Source organism: Serratia sp. 2723 (genome assembly GCF_050434425.1).
Classification (GTDB): Bacteria; Pseudomonadota; Gammaproteobacteria; order Enterobacterales; family Enterobacteriaceae; genus Chania.
The window spans coordinates 252,239-267,855 of the sequence record NZ_JBNDIN010000001.1 but is presented as its reverse complement, the minus strand read 5'-3'; the positions used below and the strand labels follow the sequence as shown (position 1 = coordinate 267,855).

Genomic DNA, 15,617 nt, shown 5'->3' with positions numbered 1-15,617 from the left:
TGAAAAGTCATGTCATCTGCGGTCATGACCTTCCCGATTATTTAGTGTTCTGTGTCTACCTGCGCCATGCAGGAGGCAAACAGAGTCGCCACCTGCAAGTTCGGCCACCTCAATCTGCTGTTGTCATTGTGTCAGCAGCAGCGGTTGTAGCTGTGGTGTTTGTCGCGCCAGACGAACCCGGTGTGACCGGAAGCGGCGCGCTCACGCCTGCCACCGGCTGACAGATCAGCGTCTGCTGCACGATGTTCATGCCCGGCGCACTGTCCTTGTCAGTCGCTTTCAGTTCACCCAGGTCGTAACTGACCTGGCACTGCTGGTCCACGCCGTTGCCCCACTTCACCTGCAGGGTGCCCTTCTGCGGCGCCCCGGTCAGGTACAGCATGCCGTCGTCACCGACGATGGAGGCACTGTCCGCATCCTCACCCGGCAGGGAGGCCATCGCCCCAAACGGTACTGGCTTGTCACCGATGTTCAGGGTCAGCATCGCCTGACGCCCCACGCGGGTGCGCAGCTTCGCCACCACCAGAGCGCCGCGGGTCGGGTAGACCGTGGCGCTCATGTCCTGCATCTCCACGCCGTCGGGCAACGTGGTCGTGTCTGGAATCAGTTGGTTACGCTGGTAAGTTTGCAGGTACGGCACCACCGCGTAGCCACGACTGTCCGTGGTGGTATTGCCCACCCTCATGCCGCCAGCACCCGGGGCCTCAACCAGTGCCATCGCATCACCCAGCATGTTGGTGAAAGTCACCCCATGCTGATGGAGCACCACCCCACCGTTGGCAGAGCCGCTGTAGGTTTTCGTGTTCGGGCCATAACCGTACCCTACCCCGAAGCTGCCACGCCCGCCGTTCCAGTTCGTCGACAGGTTGCCGTTGGTACCGCCCCCCTGGTTGTCATGACCCTGACTCGCACTCCAGGAGAGCCGGTTGTCCATAAAGGAACCGCTGAGCCCCGCCTGCTGGGATGTGCGTCCGCGGTTGTCGTGCGAGATGCTGTAGTTGGCGTTCATGTTGCGCACCGCCTCCCATTTGGGGTCAAACAGGCTGAACGGCACCGACAGGCTCAGCGACGCCTGGCGGTTCACCGGCCAGGTATCATCCGTTGAGCGGGTGTGGTCTTCGTTGTAGTTCAAGGAGTAGTTAACCCCCTTGATACTGCTGCTGAACCCCGCCCCGATAGTGTTCACCACCCGGTCAGAGTTCCAGTAATCATCCCGCGAGGCCCGCAGGAAAACCGAGCCGATACTGCCCAGCGATTGGCTGAGGTTGCCCTGCCAGGAGCTGCGACGACGCTCGGCAAGCCACGGGGCCTGACCGTCCTGCAGGTTATACCCGCTGGTGACCGCGTCCTGAAAACTCAGGAAGTCACGGGTCGCATAACGCCAGGCTGCCACATTCACCGAGGTCCCCGTCTCATCCACCGTCTTGGCATACTGGGCGCGGAAGGCCGCCCCGTTCTTGGTCTCGTCTGGCTCCCCCTCTTTCTCATTATCTACACGGGCATGTGCCAGGGTGCTGTCCAGCGACACAGCACCTATCACCCCCAGAGAGATCGCCAGCCCTATCGCCAGAGACTGGTATTTCTGTGCCGTCAACACGCCACCGTAGGCGGTCATGTTCCACGGCAGACCCACCGTGGCCGTCGCCAGCGCAAACAGCGGGTCGCGGCTGCCCTGAAAAACATTGTCGTTGCCGCTGTAACGTCCAGCCGTCACCTCATACTCCACCGCCCCGGGGCGCTTCATCACGCTCAGGGTGGAGATGTTCTGCGTGGAGACGTGCTTTGTGCCGTCTGCCTCCGTGACCGTCACCTCCAGCTCACCATTGCCGGCATTATAGAGGTCTGTCAGGCGAAACGGCCCCGGTGGGACCGTGGTCTCATAAATCAGGTTACCGTTCTGGCGCACACTCACCCGGGCGGTCGTGGAAGCAATCCCCGTCACCACTGGCGCAAAGCCGCGCTTCGAGCTCGGCTCCATGCTGTCGTCCGAAGTCAGTTGCACCCCGCGAAACGGCACCGAGTCAAATACCGTACTGCCCGTGGAGCTTTCCCCGGCACGCAGCGACGCACGCAGACGCTGAATATCACGCTGCAGGTAGGTATTGCTGAAATCCGTGGTGCTCGTTGTCGTATCGTTGCCATTGCCACTGCTTTTGTACCGACTGGCGGTCATCGTAGAGCGCAGACGCCAGGCACCCAGGTTCAGACCACCGTTAATCGTGCCAAACAGGCTGTCGGAGGTACTGTTTTCCATGCCGTACTGACCATCCATGTTGGTGCGTGAGCCACTCAGCATGTAGCTGAACATCCCCGCCGGCACCCCCTCATCCCACAGTGACGGGTCCACCGTGCCGTCGGCCTGCTCCAGCATATCCACCTGAGGCACCGTCAGGTCCAGGCGCAACGTCGCCATACTGAATTCCACCGTCGCCCCAGGCACTGCCGTCTTCAGGTCACCTACCGGCTTGTCCACTGCCACCCCTTTCAGAGTCTCAATGCGATCGGTGGCCACCCCCATCGCCTTCAGCATGTCAGGCGTGAGCTCCGGTATCACGCTGCCATCAGCCACCTTGCTGAAGTGCACCTGACGGGTACTGACCTGTTTGCCATTCATCCAGATATCCACCAGGTAGGTACCTTCCACTACCCCACCGGCTGTTTCATAGGCGGACAGGTCAATCGTCTGACCGCTGCCGTCATCCAGGAAACCCGGGTTGAAGTAGTCTTTTGCCTGCACGGCACTACAACTGCCGGTCAGCAGCAGCATAGCCAGTACTGGACGGACGCGAAAACACATCGGCAACCCGGTCAGGGGATGGACTGGCGTTTCGGCCCGGTGCCCGTTAGCAGCCCCGGTTGCGTGAATGTTTTTCATTGTTCCGTCACTCTTATTGATATGATTCAGGTCGTTGGTGTTACGTCGGTTATCTGTGTGCGTATGGCATGGACTGATGACTCAGGAGAGCGGTTGGCGCTTCAGGTCAGTCATCAGGCCAAATTCGTCAATCACCTGCCAGGTCACCTCTCCGCTACTCACCCCCACCGGCAGCGGGTAGTCATGGCTGCCCACCGGCGGCACCATGACCCGGCGGCTGTCGGCATCCACCGGTTTGCCAGCGACGGTCAGCAGACCAAAGGTGATGTAATAAGGGGTGGGGTTGATGACCCTCAGGCGACCACTGCTGAGGCTGAACGAGAGTTTGTCCGCCACGCCACCGTCAAAAATGGCATGTGCGCCCAGGCCCGCCGGACGGTAATACAGCTTGATGTAACTCTGCAGCGCCAGGGACAGGCGCGCACCGCTGTTCTCCTCGACATCCTTGGCTTTCGTCTTGTCCGTGCCCGGGATGGCCTTCGACGAGAGGAAGAACAGGGACTCCCGGTCTTTTGGCAGTGATGCCGCCTGTTGCAGGGTGAGAATGCGCAGCGGCAACACCCCATTCTTCTCGATGCGCTTGAGCGGCGGTGTAACCATGAACGGTACCGACGCACGCGGCGTGCCGGGCTTGTCCGCCACCGGGAAACCGGTCGCCCCGTCCGCCAGCCAGATGCGGGACTGCACCAGATAGACGTTTTCAGAGTTGTTGACCGCGTAGATACGCGCACTCTGCGGATCATCCACCGAAACCACCACGCGGGGCAGGCTCAGTCCAAAACCCGGGAAGCGACTGTTACTCTGTTCCGCCTGCGCCCTGACGCCCAACGCCGACAACACGGCAAACAGCATCAGCACGCTCATCCTGTACCGATTACGGTATCCTCTGGAGTATTCTCCTGACCGGGATAACATCGTCCCCCGCCCCTGTTGCCCTGCTGTTAGTTGCATGCTAATTGTCCCGTTTATTCAAGGTGAACCCACCCGCTGCTACTGTCTGTCACCCGATTCAGGCGTAAAGGTGCCCGTTCCGGTCTGGCCAGAATGTAAAAAAATCTGAGTTCGGTGGTCATGTGTCCCCGTGTATCACGCACGGGGACTGCGTTTGCCGCAGAACGGTTTATTTCCTGTCTCTACCGCGCTTTTTTATTTGTCTGCGTTATTCTTTTTTATTCTTTATTAACGTTATTCTTTGTCTGTGTGGTTCTTTTGTTGTTATCGTTTGTTTATGTCGCCGTGACTGTTTATTTCACGGTGCTTAAGGTTGTGTATCGTTTTCTTCTCGCCCTCCGCCGGTGTCCCCTTATCCCTGCACATGCTGTGCTTTCAGCTCCGTCGTGCCACCGTAATCATTCATCACCCGCCAACTCACAGACTTCACCGCATCCGAGGCAGGGAACACGAGCTCACCAAACGGCGGTACCATTGAGGGCTGACTGTCCAGGTCCTGCTCTTGCCCATCAAAGGTCAGGAACGCAAAGGACTGGTAGTAAGGCGTCGGATTTTTCACCCGCACGCCCTTTGCCGCCCGGCTGAACGTCATTTTTTCAGGTGAGTCCTCCGGAGCTGTCGAAAGCCCCTTCGGGCGATAAAACACCTTCATCACGCTGCGCATCGACAGGGACACACTCGCCCCCAACTTTCCGGGTTCCGCCTCAGCCGGTGCTGTCGACGGAATGGCGCGTCCCGAGAAATAGAATACCGACTCCCGGTCGCGAGGCAGGTTCGCTCCCGTCATCATAATGCGCATCATCGCCTCACTCTGCCCGTCAAGGCGGAGCAGGGGCGGCGTCACCAGAAACGGTGCCGGCTGCCGACCATCCGTATCATTCGTGACCTTGGCCTGAATAAGGTAGGGGCTATCCCCGCTGTTGGTGGCCTTCAGGCTGATGGACTGACTGCCCTCCGGGTAGACCATCCGGTTGCGGGAGAACCCCACACCGGCAAGCGCCGGACTGGCTATCACCATCAGTACACACCAGACCATTATCTTTTCTTTCATCACCCTTCCCTCCCCCCGTATGATTTCGCTCTTCCCGTATCCGCACACCGGCAAAGCCGGGCCGGTTGTCTTTATTTGTATTCCAACTTCACCTTAATATCGGCAATCACTGTGCCAGCCCGGGCATTGGCAGGTTTAGTCTGTGATGAACTTCCTGCAGCCACCCCCAGCCAGAACGTCGATGAGGTATTCATCCCGCTGTCTCCCTTTCCAAGGGCAGGGGTCGTCAGCACCAGCGGGTCAGTGGTCTGGTAGGCATTACTTGAATCCCATGCCGTCAGCGGATTTTTTTTCAGCACGGCAATAAAAAACTCTTTGGCAGTCCCTCCGGCAGCCCCTTTATTCCGGAAGCGATATCCCAACGATGAGGCGTTAGCCGTAAAGTCACCGTTATCCGCCAGAGTGCCGTCAAACTTAAGCGTCGGCGTCACATTGCTGGTGCCCAGACCACAGTTTTCCAGTGTCAGAGTGACCTTCGTCAGCTCATTCTGCACTTTCACAGTTTTCTTCCATATTTCACCGGCACTCGTGGAAGGAAGGGTAATCGCTCCCTGAGGCGTCAGTTTAATCGTGCACGCTGTGGCGGTGACCTTGCCCGTCATGTTCAGCGTATTGCTGTCGGCCGCCTGCAGAGATACTTGCCCCCCCCCAAGCACAAGACAGAGCGCCACTCGGGCAGCGGGAGCTTGCTTCAGGCACTGAAGGGCCTTTTTTACGTTCAGTGTATTCATCCGCATGTTCCGGCCCTTCAGTGGTAGAGAAAGTGAAATGTGACGCTGGCCCGCAGGTCGCCCGCTTTAAGGCTACTCACCGTGTTACATTTATCGCCGCACGTGATATAGGCTTTCAGCGGTACCGTGGTGTCGCTGGTCACCGCCGTACCGGCACCTTTATTGGGGATCGCAATGTAGCGCTGCGACGCAGGCACCCCCTTGTTTTTGTCCCCGATCAGGCTGTTTTTATAATTCGACGCCGGCGTAACATTGTCCTTGGTGATCACAAAACCAAACCCTTTGGCATCACCGGGCGACGGGGCTGCATTGTTCACAAACAAAAACATTTTGCTGTCAGCACTAGCCCCCGCCGAACTGTCCGTGTCACCGTTGATTTCCAGACCCGGCGATTTCCCCGCCGCCGCTTGTCCGGCACATTTTGTCAGCCTCACGCTAAAAACCTGCACGCTGCTGGACCCGGCAAGGGGACCCCAGTTCGTCGGCAATGTCGTTCCGGTTACCGATACATCTGGAAAGGCCAGCAAACCGTTGACGCCGTCACTGCCCACCGTCACATCACAGGTGCCCTGCAGCACGGTATAGTTAAACGTCAGATTGACCGTATCGCTGTCGGCGAGTACTGCAGGGCTGACGGTCCCCCCGATCAGTGACAACACCACCGCCAGGATGACATTCATCCCTTTCCGTCCTTCTCTTTTCATTTCCTCCTCCCTTACGCCGTATTCAGGACGTTCACTTGTACTCAAATGAAAAAAGGATGTTCGCATCCAAGACCCCCTCTGGAGTCGGAGGGGCGCCAGCGTTGCACATTATGGTGTCGCCACAACTGAGACCCACCCAGAAATTGACCGTCTTTCTGTCCGCGTTGTTGTCGTTCAAAAGCTGCTGCGTGGTGAATTTCGTACTCACCACCTCGCCTTTTTTCGCCTGCTTGTTTACGTTCCAGGACGGCGTATTGCCGCTGGTATCGTCCTCAGTACGGACCACAAAGCCGAAACGGGGATCGGCCTGGTTCTGCCCGGTAGATACACGAAACAGATAATCTGACGTAGTCGTCGTTTCGCCGTCCACCTTAATCCCCGGTGTCTGGCTGTAGTTTTCGGGGGCACCTGCGCCGAAGCACTCCGTGAGTGACAACGTAAACGGGGTCAATCCATAAATGCCACCATTCATCACTTTCTGCTGTTGCTGTTCTTCTATCGCCAGGTCGTTTGTCACCACATCGCCGCCGCCAGGCTTCACAATCATCACCTTGCAGGTCGGGGCCTCGACGGTCCCAGTAACCGTAATAGTGGCACTCGTTGGGGCGGGTATGACTGGGGCGGCTGACACACCGCCGGATATCACGGCTGACAACCCGAGCAGCTTCAAGCCCTCCATCCGGGCTATGCCCGCCAAGAACCCGACGGAGGCCCCCCCTGTCATTCGCACTCTTTTATTTGCCATGGTGACCTCAACGGTAGTCAAATGAAAACGTCACTTCCGCATTCACAACACGGGGTCCTGGCGCAACAGCCCCAGGTGTCGGGGTCACCACGCCAACGAAATAGTTCAAACGGATGTCCTGCGGATCGTCTTCCCCTATCTTCGTACCTGTCCAAGTGTCGCTGCCAGCTGTCACCGTCCCCGGGTCGGTATAAAACGTCTCCTTCGACCCTGGCCAGTAATTCGTTGTCCCGTTTGGATTTTCTTTCAGCATAAAGCCCACGTCATCCCCGGCGTTTTTATTAAAAATATCCGGATGGCCCGTTAACGTGTCCCCACTAACCCTGATACTGAAGATCGAGCCTGCTTTAACGCCATTACAGTTGGTAAGCCTTACCTGAAACCCCAGCATCCCGGCCGTGTTTACGGTCGCAAACTCTGCCGGGATAGCATCGCGCACCAACACCTTATTCTCCTCCCCGACTTGTACCTCGCAGTTCGACGCTCTCAAGTTTGACTGGACATGCAGTCTTGCCTCCTGGGCAAACACCTTTCCGGTCAGGGTGCTGAGGTACAACATCGTCACGCCCGTCATCATCCGGAACAAAATTGATGTTACGAATGCCGCTTCTCTTGCTGTTGACATTCTCCCTCCTATTGCACCGCAGACGTACCGTTTTCCTTCCCACCCAGGTCGTTCACCGCAGTCCAGTTGAGCGTCTTTTTCACCACGCTGCCAGAGACGTAAACCTGGCTGCCAAAGGGGGGTAGCATGGTCGGTACATTGTCACCAAAGCGGACAGGATGCCCGTCCACCGACAACTGCTGGAAAGTGAGATGAAAGGGCGTAGGATTGCTGACTTTCACGCCGCCAGGCACCCGGGACACCGTCAGGTATTTCCAGGGTTCAGCCGTCATCCCGCTCATACTCTTCGGGCGATAAAAGACTTTTACCTCAAGCCCCATGGCCACAACCATCCCACCGCTGACAACCCCTACACCAGGCGCCATACGCTGGGAGGACGGCAGGCCGCTTACCGACAAATACATCACACTTTCCCGGTCAACGGGCATACCGGGCAGCGCAGCAGCCTGAAGACGGACCACCCCGGTCGCGCCTTTTTCCAGACGAAACAGCGGCGGAGACACGATGAGACCACTCACTGCCTTCTTGTCCTGGAGGCCTGCAGACACCCGTGAGCGTATCAGCAGCACATCATCCCCCTTGCCGCTGATGACCGGCACAGGTACCGCAGCCCCTTCCGGCAGTACCACACGCGTCTTTGCCAGCATGAAGGCCTGGGCTGGACTGAGCGGAGCCATCAGCGCCAGCATGGCTATCACCCCAGCCATTCTGAGGAACTGCCTCAGTCTCTGCCCTTTCGTTTGTTGAACCGTTTTGTCTGTTGTCATCTTATTCGTTATCCGAATCGCCTTTACGCCGGCAAAATGAATCATGCTTGCTGTCGGGGCCGGTATCCGGTCACTCATACAGCACAGAAAATATCAGCGGTACCGACAGACTGGTCCCTGTCACCACGCGCCGGTGGTCCCAGGTTCTCAGTTCGGGTCGCAGCACCACCGTGTGGATACCACTTCCGGCCTTCTGCTGCCGCCCTGAGGGGATAGTGAGGGCCAAGGTATTAAAGAACGGGGTTAGTGGGTAGCGTCCCGACACCCCATTTTCTTCCCAGTTCAGTCTGAAGCCCCAGGCCAGTTCACGGTGCGCATCACCCCAGTTTCGCCCCTTCGCTCCCTGAGCTGCCGGACCGTCCACCCTCACCTTCAGGTTTTTGCCCGCGCATTCACGCTCAGGAAAACGCATGACCAAGGCATCATTCCCTTTCAGGCGCACTCGGTCACTAACGAAATCCCCCCGACTAAACTGCCCCAGCACCACCGTGTGAGCAGACGCCTCCGGTCCATCACTGGCAGGGGTAAACCGGATATCGCAGGTCTGTTCACTGACTGACACCCGGAAACTGACCGTCACCGGCTCCGCGCTACCATGAAACGTTATCAGGGCCGTCAGGGCAGCAGTACATATCCGCAATAGCACACACCTCATCACCATTTCCCTCGACGACATCCATTCCTGGAACGCCCCGGGAGAGAGACTCCCCCGGGGTATTACAACGCAACGACAGACAATCAGTTATTTACGACTGTGAAGTGAACAACGGTATCGACCGTGGCACCTGCAGTAAATGCGGCATCATTCTGACCGTACACCGCCACATGTGGCATGATGCTGACGCTGGCATCGGGGAGTGCAGCCGCGTCAACCCCGGAGGCATCTTTGGTATTATTGATAACTTCAATTGTGTTATCTGTTGGTGTGGCGTAGCCCGCCAACTTAACTGGCTCAAAGTCCTTGGCAGGGTGAACGGTATACTCCAGTGCGATACCAAAACCCTGATCGGTAGTGTAATCACCATAAAGGTCGTTCTTGCCCACCCCCATGGCCGACGGGCCTTCAACCAGCATATTTATTCCAGAACCCTTAGCAAGCGATGCCCCTTCACAACCCGTGACATTCAGCACGACCCCGGCGCCCCCCTCAGGACCCGTTGTCAACCCATAATTGGTATTACCGACCTTTGTTTTGGTACCAGTAGTTCCAATTGTCGTCAGTGCCGTCGGAGTGAACTCGCCCATAAAGACCTTGGTAGCCGCTTCGTCGGTCTGGGTTCCCGTACCGACACCCACGTTACATGTGGTTGTCCCGACCTTGGTCTCGAACGTCACCAGCGCCCCACCGGCCGCCATGGCCCCCTGGGAGAGCACCAGACCGGTTACCAGGGAAGCCAACAGTGTCATTTTTACGTTTTGCTTATTCATTTCTTGTACCTGAGTAGATTGTTTTAAACTTCTGTAAAGAGCCCGGACGGTTAACCGCCCGTCCCTGCGCGCAGGTCCTTCACCGCGAAACAGTTGTGTTCCGTGAGTACACCAACAAGGTGACATTTAGGACCATTTTGACTCCTTATTGCAGCCACTGGCCTGACTGACTAAATAATCAACCATTTACAGTGATAGCTGCCGACATTTATGACATATTCGGCAGTTATCACTTTCGGTATCGAATAGAAAAGCGGCGCTGACAAAATCTGACAGAACGGGATGGGGGGTTGTTACAGGCTGTTTTTCTTAACTTGCTGATAACTAAGGAAAGGACGGGAAAGAAAACGTGATGCATGTCGTTGTTTTACAACTAGAAATAATTTGATAGGAAAATTCTTGTTTTTTCTGTTGCGCAAAATCAAGGCTATTCTAAGATAGATGACAGTTTGGTCCTAAAGGTAATTTTTTTTGCCTGCTTTTTGACCGCCACACACCCTCAAATCGCCCCGCATTACTGGCCGTGTAACGCACGGTATGCCTGATGTTGCGGTGTCCCAGATAGTCCTGGATCAGCCTTGTGTCCACGCCGCGGTCCGCCAGCGCAAATCCGCAGGCATGTCGCAACATGTGCGGATGCGAACATACCGAGATCCCCGCCGTTTCACCCAACTGTTGGATCAGTCGATAGATCCGCTGCCGGCTTAGAGGCCCCCCACGCTGTGACAAAAACAGCCAGTCACTGTCTGCCCCCTTCATGGTCTTTCTCACCTTCAGCCAGGCTCGCAGCGCCTTGATCTCTTTGCTCAGTAACGGGTGGGTGGTACTGAACCCCTGCTTTAGACGGTGGATATAAAGACACCCTTCCTTCATGTCTAAATCCGAGAGCGTTAAATAACGTGCTTCACTCACCCGAAAACCATGCACAAAGCTCATGTAAATCAGACAATAGTCCCGCTCTGGCATGCTGCCCTGCCCGGCGGCTATCAATAATTGCTCGACCTCTCCTTGTGTCAGGTACTTGCGTTGTTTGCTCAATTTTATCGTTCTCCAGAAGTATTCAAAGGCTGCAGTGCAGCAGCGGCATTATTCACGTTAAGCCCGTCAGGCTCAAGCATAGGGTAAAGGCAGCATACCCGCTCACATCCTGACAGGGTGCTCCTCGGCCCGGCATAAGCCGACTCCGAAAAGCCGATAATACCGCCCCCCATTGACAAGATAAAAAACCGTTGACTCAATGATGGCGTTGTTTCTTCACACAATGCATTCCCTTTAGGGTGTACCCCGTGCAACCCTTTTGTTTCTTTTTCTGCCCGTTAACTCGGGCTTTTTTTTACTTATGGTGTTTAGGCTGATGTGCAAAAAATGGCGCAACAACTTGATGCTCGACTTTTACCGGTTGACGAAAATAAAGAATAACTCACTGTTGAATCAGTAGTTCATTGATATCATTGAAAGTGGGTCAGCGGGTTGTCTCAGCAATGGAAACCGACGCGGCTGCAATATATGAAGCTATCTGCTGCAAGTGAAGTGACGGTGTTGTTGAGGAATATGTAAATCGCCTGAAGATGGTTGAAACGCCCAGAGGTATCGTCGTGCCGGGTTCGAGATACTGAAACAGTGGGTGATAATTCAGTTGAGCAATACTCTCCAGTTCATCCAGGAGTCACGGTAGCCTGCATGATGTGGTGAATTTCCGTACACGGGATCCCACACCTGCCAAGGAATGCCTGATCCCCGTTATCATAAATGCGTCAGCCGCCAAGACCCAGATAGCCCCGGCAACCTCGTCATTTCACCGCCCCCTCCCTCACTTTCGTTCACCATCTCCCCGTCGCAAACACCGGTAGCACCCGCCCTCCGATATTATATAGGAAGACCAAAATGGCACTTAGTACACCAGCCAAGCACAGACAGGGCAATATCGGTAACTCTGCCCTTCTCCCTACGTTGAGCAGAGCAATAACCAGAGCGAAACCAGTTACTATGACGATGCAGGCCCGCACAACGTCAGAAACCAGCACACCTGCCGCTCCACTCCACCATAGAGCGGTAGCCACCGTGATGACGACTCGAAACGATCCCCACCATCCAACTTCCCCCCGCAAAAATCGCCCCAACCAGTTGCCCCTCCCTCCCTGTAGCCTGCGAGTTTTGCATGCTGGTTCTCCCAACAACATCACTCCGGTCAAGGACACCGTAAGCCCAAACCACAACAAATATGCCATCATGCTCACCACATCTCCTATTACAACAACAATGAGTCAATTTCCTGTTTCCCCAATACATCGCTGCGGGATAAGACATATCAGGGGTAGGACTAAGCAATCTGTACGAAAGTCCCGTTGACGATTTGCTTGTTGTAGCTGTCCTTGCTCCCCTACAGGGCAGTCAAGAACGGTGTTAATGACTATGTTACTTTGCCTATCTATTTCATCAGTACTCCCTCGCTCCTGTCTGGAAAAGGAAAGACGCCATGGACACGATGCAAACAACCCGCTCCGCCAAGGCGGGTTGCCCTGGCAGAAATAACCAAAAGATTTACTTTCGCACTCTTTGTCGGCCATGTTATCCAACCGACTCTAGCGCATTAGCGCATGTTTGGTGGCAGCGCAGGGGCTGATGGAGATTAACGCCATATGACGTCATGTATTCCCAACGCTGCCATTATGAGGGAGCGAGCCCAGAGCTGAGGTCAAATGCAGGGGCATTGCCCATACTGGCGGCTACTTGACCTCTTCTATCTCACCGGGTTTCCACGTCTTGTCGAACCAGGCGTCAAGCGGGCCGTACAGCCGGAAGATGGTAAACCAGCCTTTACCCGGCACCGTCTGCGTCCAGTTAGCCTCCAGGCCTTTCGGCGGCTTAGGCCCGAAGTACAGATCGACCGATCCGTCAGCATTGGCGATCAGCTTGTCACGCTTGTTATTCTTGCTAGGGAACGGTTGCGAGGTCTGTAGCTCGGAGCGGGTCTGCGGGTCATAGATCACCACTGACCAAAAGTCCTTGGCTGGCACATTCTTGGGAATGTTCAACCGGTAGTTCTTCGCGCCATCGAAAGGCTCGCCTGCCGCATCGGCACTGGAAATGGCATACTGCGATCCCTTGCCAACCAGTTTCGCCGCCATCGCTGGCGTATTGACGGTGGCCATGTAGAAGAAGCTGGTGCGTGCATCAAGGTCCCGGCCTGCAAGGCCATCACCGCCGAGCCAACGATAATCGCCACCAATAAAGCTGGCCCGCCACTGGCTATTGGGATACAGCAGGGAACGGGGATCACGGCTACGAAAACTGATGGCTCTGGCAGTAGCGTTGCCAGCAGCGACCGCATGGCTGAGAATTTTCGTCATCCGCTCGTCTGGTGAAAATACCTGGCCCTTACGAATACCAATTGAAGCGGCCAGCCCGCGCAGTTCGGGATCGATAAAGCCGACGGGTTCTTTCTGAATGATATGGTCGAGTTCCTTGTAGAATTCAAAGTTGTTGGCATGCACCGTGTTAAATGCCTTCCCCGAGGAGTTGATAAACTCCATCTTCGGAGGGTTGTGCGCCTTGCTCAGCGAATAGACTTTGAAACCGTCACGGAACATTTTCGAGGCCGCATCAGGTTTGCCATCCACCAAAAATCCGCGCAGTACCACGATGTTCACATAGGATGGCGAACGTGCAATGTAGTATTCACCGCCATGCTTCACATCCTTGGGTAACTTACCCTTGTAGTCTGCGGGCACAATCAGGTATTTCCCCCCTTTGCCACGATCTGGACCGGGTACCCCCATATCGACAACAAAGCGGAAGAAGGCATCATTCACTGTACCCGGTCCGCTGCCTGGCGGCACCTCAACCACCGTCGGACCGTCAGTTTCCAGGTCAAGTATGCCAAAGGCGTAGACCGTGTCGGTGTTGGCGGTAAGCAGCAGCGGATTGGAATCGGCCAGTTGATCGTAGATAGTGGCCTGGTTGCTCTTGGTTGCCCCAAGCGCGGCGTTGCCCCGGCGGATCGCCTCAATGCTCGCGGCAGGCATAAGGCTGAGAAACACTTCCACGCCGCGCAGGAAATCAAGGTTGTCGAACGCCAGGTTGGCCGTGTCTTGCGTCGGTACGCCGTCAACAAAGCTGAGCGTGCCAATCCGGGTTGGAATGGTGCTCGGGGTCAGGACATCCTGTGGGATATAGGTATTAAAGCCCGGCGTGGGTACATCCGTAGAAGCTTGCTGCGCGTAGACGTTCGGCACGCATAACGCGCCAAGGAGAGTCGTGGTGATGAGGCCCTGATAACGGTTGAGAATCATAAGTTTTCCCTCTTTTTGTTATAGGAAACTTACGAGAGCGGGCATTTACAGCTCCCAGCACCATGGCTAACCACTCGCACCATCTGGAGGCAGAGGCTTGTGCTTGTCGCCGTCGCGTTTCCCTGATGTTAAGCAAACTCTCAACGGGTTTTTCTCCGGCAAAACGCTTTTATGTAAGCAAAATAATCAAAGAAAGACATTTACTGTCTAAATGTTTCAAATATTGTCGTAGTGCGAATTTGTTAAGCGATAAGGCCCGATGCTCGTGGGACAAATTCTGCACTCAGCTAACAGGCTCTCCGGCCACTCCGGATCTCCCCACCAAAAATGACTGGATGTTAATTTTATGATAAGAAGTAAGGGAGATAAGATAAATCCTACTAATTAACGGGTCCCCCCCTTGCATTGCCAAAATTCTCCACCCGGGGTGGTAGCAATCCGTTAATTCATATCGGGATCGCTAACCATTTGGTATTACCTGGTATTATTTGCACGGGGACTCTGATGAACCATGCTCTTACCGCAGTAGCGGAAAGCGACTCTCCGCCACTGACATATTCCGGCATTGCCCGGCAGCGTACCATTCTAAGCGTGCGTAACCTGAGCAAATCCTGGCGCGGGCAGGCTCCCGTCCTGAACAACCTTAGCGTTGATTTTTATGCAGGAGAACTGACTGGCGTCATTGGCCGTTCAGGGGCGGGTAAATCAACCTTGCTGCATATCCTGAACGGTGTCCTCCCTGCCAGCGAGGGAGAAATCGTCAGTTATCCGCTGCATGAGAAGCCGCTTGAGATTACCCAATTAACGGGCCGCGCACTGCATGCCTGGCGTAGTCGGTGCGGCATGATTTTTCAGGATTACTGCCTCGTCCCGCGTCTAGATGTCCTGACAAATGTCCTGCTTGGCCGCCTGAGCCAAACCTCCACGCTTAAATCCTGGTTTAAGCTATTCACTAAAGCTGACCAACTGCGCGCCATTTCTCTGCTGGAGTGGATGAACATACTGCCGCAGGCGTTGCAGCGCGCGGAAAACCTTTCCGGGGGGCAGATGCAGCGCGTAGCCATTTGCCGGGCACTGATGCAAAACCCGGAGATTTTACTGGCCGACGAACCCGTAGCCTCGCTTGATCCTACCAATAGCCATCTCATTATGGGCGCGCTTCGTGAAATAGCCGAACAGGGTATCAGTGTCGTCGTTAATCTCCACTCTATTGATATTGTTCAAAAATATTGCACACGTGTTATTGGCGTGGCTGGCGGCCGTATTATCTACGACGGTCCTCCCTCAACATTGAATCAGACTATCCTGCACCAACTGTACAACGACGAAACAAGCTAACTACATCAAAGTGATGACAAAATGGGATCCTAGCTAACCCATTGATTATACAAACGGGCGCAGCATGCAGCGCCCCTACATGGTAGGCCGGTGGGGAGTCAGCAGCCTCA

At 55.5% G+C, this 15,617-nt stretch carries 13 protein-coding genes; 1 reads left to right on the top strand and 12 read right to left on the bottom strand.

Annotated elements, in window-relative coordinates; all coding sequences use genetic code 11:
* Positions 1-109: 109 nt before the first annotated feature.
* From ABIE29_RS01255 to ABIE29_RS01200, 12 genes are all read right to left on the bottom strand, one after another.
* Complete coding sequence (locus ABIE29_RS01255) at positions 110-2,875, bottom strand: fimbria/pilus outer membrane usher protein (RefSeq protein ID WP_429616406.1); 2,766 nt, start codon at positions 2,873-2,875, stop codon at positions 110-112.
* 81 nt (positions 2,876-2,956) lie between these two features.
* Positions 2,957-3,727, bottom strand: a complete 771-nt coding sequence (locus tag ABIE29_RS01250; protein WP_429616726.1) for a fimbrial biogenesis chaperone — start codon at positions 3,725-3,727, stop codon at positions 2,957-2,959.
* Positions 3,728-4,178: 451 nt separating this feature from the next.
* Positions 4,179-4,877, bottom strand: a complete 699-nt coding sequence (locus tag ABIE29_RS01245; RefSeq protein WP_429616404.1) for a fimbrial biogenesis chaperone — start codon at positions 4,875-4,877, stop codon at positions 4,179-4,181.
* Positions 4,878-4,948: 71 nt separating this feature from the next.
* Complete coding sequence (locus ABIE29_RS01240) at positions 4,949-5,608, bottom strand: hypothetical protein (RefSeq protein WP_429616402.1); 660 nt, start codon at positions 5,606-5,608, stop codon at positions 4,949-4,951.
* A 17-nt stretch (positions 5,609-5,625) separates the two neighbouring features.
* Positions 5,626-6,312 (bottom strand): fimbrial protein, encoded by a 687-nt coding sequence (locus ABIE29_RS01235; protein ID WP_429616400.1) that lies wholly within the window; start codon positions 6,310-6,312, stop codon positions 5,626-5,628.
* Between the two features lie 31 nt (positions 6,313-6,343).
* Complete coding sequence (locus tag ABIE29_RS01230) at positions 6,344-6,853, bottom strand: hypothetical protein (protein WP_429616399.1); 510 nt, start codon at positions 6,851-6,853, stop codon at positions 6,344-6,346.
* A 211-nt stretch (positions 6,854-7,064) separates the two neighbouring features.
* On the bottom strand, positions 7,065-7,682 hold the full coding sequence (locus ABIE29_RS01225; RefSeq protein WP_429616397.1) for a fimbrial protein: 618 nt from the start codon (positions 7,680-7,682) through the stop codon (positions 7,065-7,067).
* 8 nt (positions 7,683-7,690) lie between these two features.
* On the bottom strand, positions 7,691-8,389 hold the full coding sequence (locus ABIE29_RS01220) for a fimbrial biogenesis chaperone (protein ID WP_429616395.1): 699 nt from the start codon (positions 8,387-8,389) through the stop codon (positions 7,691-7,693).
* Between the two features lie 130 nt (positions 8,390-8,519).
* Positions 8,520-9,029, bottom strand: coding sequence for a hypothetical protein (locus ABIE29_RS01215; RefSeq protein ID WP_429616393.1), 510 nt, complete (start codon positions 9,027-9,029; stop codon positions 8,520-8,522).
* Positions 9,030-9,187: 158 nt separating this feature from the next.
* Entirely contained in the window at positions 9,188-9,877 is a 690-nt protein-coding gene (locus ABIE29_RS01210; protein ID WP_429616391.1) for a hypothetical protein, read from the bottom strand.
* 432 nt (positions 9,878-10,309) lie between these two features.
* Positions 10,310-10,915 (bottom strand): tyrosine-type DNA invertase, encoded by a 606-nt coding sequence (locus ABIE29_RS01205; RefSeq protein ID WP_261261605.1) that lies wholly within the window; start codon positions 10,913-10,915, stop codon positions 10,310-10,312.
* A 1,688-nt stretch (positions 10,916-12,603) separates the two neighbouring features.
* A complete protein-coding gene (locus ABIE29_RS01200; protein ID WP_429616389.1) occupies positions 12,604-14,169 on the bottom strand; it encodes a DUF1254 domain-containing protein in 1,566 nt (521 codons plus the stop codon).
* A gap of 504 nt (positions 14,170-14,673) precedes the next feature.
* Between ABIE29_RS01200 and phnC the strand changes: the two genes are divergently transcribed.
* A complete protein-coding gene (gene phnC / locus ABIE29_RS01195; RefSeq protein WP_429616387.1) occupies positions 14,674-15,507 on the top strand; it encodes a phosphonate ABC transporter ATP-binding protein in 834 nt (277 codons plus the stop codon).
* The last annotated feature ends 110 nt before the right edge of the window (positions 15,508-15,617 follow it).